The sequence below is a fragment of the Dietzia massiliensis genome, from assembly GCF_018390595.1.
GTDB lineage: Bacteria > Actinomycetota > Actinomycetes > Mycobacteriales > Mycobacteriaceae > Dietzia > Dietzia massiliensis.
Genome location: NZ_JAHBAV010000116.1, coordinates 1 through 2084, shown reverse-complemented (window position 1 = coordinate 2084; position 2084 = coordinate 1). Strand labels below are relative to the sequence as shown.

Genomic DNA, 2084 nt, shown 5'->3' with positions numbered 1-2084 from the left:
GGCGCCGATGAGGAGGAGGAGGACGACGACGAAGGGCACCCTGGCGGCCAGCTCCGCCGGGCTCAGACGTTCCGCGGGGACGACCACGGTGCGACGGCCGCGGACGGAGCGCGTGACCGGCCTGCGTCGGAGGCCGACGGCCCGTCCCGCCCCGGCCGGGGCGTCGGCGTCCGGGCCGGGGGCCGGGCGGGTGTCGAGCCCGTCAACGGTGCCGGGCGTGTCGATCGTGCTCGTCATGGGGTTCTCCCGTCGATACGCCGGACGCAGCGCACCCGGACCGAGGCCGAGCGCGGGTTGTGGTCGATCTCCTCCTGTGAGGCTTTCTCCGCTCCCCTGGTGACGGCCTCGAACTCTGGGCCGTGGCCGGGCAGCTCCACCGGCAGGCCCGCCGGGGTGCGGGAGGCGGTGCGGGTCGCGAGTTCGCGCTTGACGATCTTGTCCTCGAGAGAGTGGTACGCCATGAAGACCGCACGACCGCCGAGCCGAAGGAGGTCGAGGTAGCCGGGCACGGCGTTCTCGACGGCCTCGAGTTCGGCGTTGACCTCGATACGCAGGGCCTGGAACACCCGCTTGCCCGGATGCCCACCGGTCCGGCGGGCGCCCTGGGGGATCGTGTCGTAGAGCAGTTCGACCAGCTGGGAACTGGTGACGATGGGATCGGTGTCGCGCCGACGGACGATCGCGGCCGCGATCTGCCGGGCGAAGCGCTCCTCGCCGTACACCCGCAGGATCCGGGCGAGCTCGTCGCGCGGGTACTCGGCGAGGATGTCGGCGGCGGTCGGCCCGGTGGTGGGGTCCATCCTCATGTCGAGCGGCGCGTCCACCGAGTACGCGAAACCGCGCTCGGCGACGTCGAGCTGCATCGAGGAGACGCCGAAGTCGAGGAGGATGCCGTCGATCGCCGGGCCGGCGTCGTCGCGCGCGTCCGGGGGCAGCGCCGCGATGACACTGTCGAAATCGTCGAAGCGGGCGTGGACGGGCGTGAAGCGGTCGCGGTAGGCGGTGAGCCTGCGGGTCGCCATGTCGAGCGCCTCGGGGTCACGGTCCACGCCGAGCACACGCAGCTCGCCGAACTCGGCCAGCAGGTGGGAGGAGTGTCCGCCGAGACCGAGGGTGCCGTCCACGATGACGGGAGCGCGCCCCTCCTCCGCGGCGGCTTCGACGACGGGTCGGAAGAGCTCGATCGTGCGCTCGAGGAAGACGGGGACGTGCCCGGAGCGCGTGGCGTCGCGATCGGCATCGGGCCGTTCTGCCATCTCGCCTCCTCGCGTCCGGTCGTCGGTGCTCCGGCGGTTGTGGTGGAGCCCCCTGGTCCCCGTCCGGTACCCACCTGGCGTTGGGGAAGTACGTCAGGGTGGTGCCGGGCAGGGGCCGGGGGGCTCCGTCCGTCGTGCTCTCGTGTGCGTTCTCGTCCTCCCTCTCCCGGGATCAGAACTCGATCCCGAGCGAGGTGCCCTCCATCTCGGAGAACACGGGTAGGTTCTCCGCGCTGTAGCGGTCCCACGCCTCGGCGTCCCAGACCTCGAGACGCTCCCCGAGGCCGTTGACGACGCAGTCCTTGTCCAGACCCGCGTAGTTCCGCTGACTCGCGGGGATGGAGATCCGTCCCTGCGAGTCCAGTTGTTGGACTTCCGCGCCGCTCACCAGGAGCCGGAAGAACGCCATGTGCCTCTCGCTGAGGTTGGCGGTCGGCCGGACCTTTCTGACCAGCGCGTCGAACTCGTCCTCAGGGAAGACCGAGAGTGTGTTGGTGAACCACCCACACACCACCACCCCGTCCGCCAGGCCGGGCCTGAATCTGGCGGGGATCGTCAGCCGCCCCTTGTCGTCGAGCTTGGGTCGGTGGGTCCCGTACCCGACGAAGGCTCGTTCGCGTCCGGAGTCGACGGGATCGGTGTCGGTCACCCGCCACCTCCTGGGGTCCAGGCCCATCGAGCTCCTTGCGTGCCCCACTGTACCCCACAACGCCCCACAAACAAGGCTTGCGCCCCACTTCTCCCCACCGTCTTACATCACTGCACTTCAGACGGTTTCCGCCTCGTCGACGCGGCCGACCCCCTGCCGCCGAGCCCACGAGACATCTC

Annotated in this window: 3 protein-coding genes; all 3 read right to left on the bottom strand. The window is 70.6% G+C overall.

Annotation, left to right across the window (positions count from 1 at the left end):
- A partial coding sequence (locus KHA85_RS16345) for a hypothetical protein (protein WP_213186614.1) occupies nucleotides 1-237 on the bottom strand: 237 nt, incomplete at its 3' end.
- Complete coding sequence (rsmH, locus tag KHA85_RS16340) at nucleotides 234-1256, bottom strand: 16S rRNA (cytosine(1402)-N(4))-methyltransferase RsmH (RefSeq protein ID WP_213186613.1); 1023 nt, start codon at nucleotides 1254-1256, stop codon at nucleotides 234-236. The genes KHA85_RS16345 and rsmH, both read right to left, overlap by 4 nt.
- 172 nt (nucleotides 1257-1428) lie before the next feature.
- The gene (mraZ, locus tag KHA85_RS16335; protein WP_007629002.1) at nucleotides 1429-1905 is read right to left on the bottom strand and encodes a division/cell wall cluster transcriptional repressor MraZ; all 477 of its coding nucleotides are present in this window, start codon (nucleotides 1903-1905) and stop codon (nucleotides 1429-1431) included.
- Nucleotides 1906-2084: the final 179 nt, after the last annotated feature.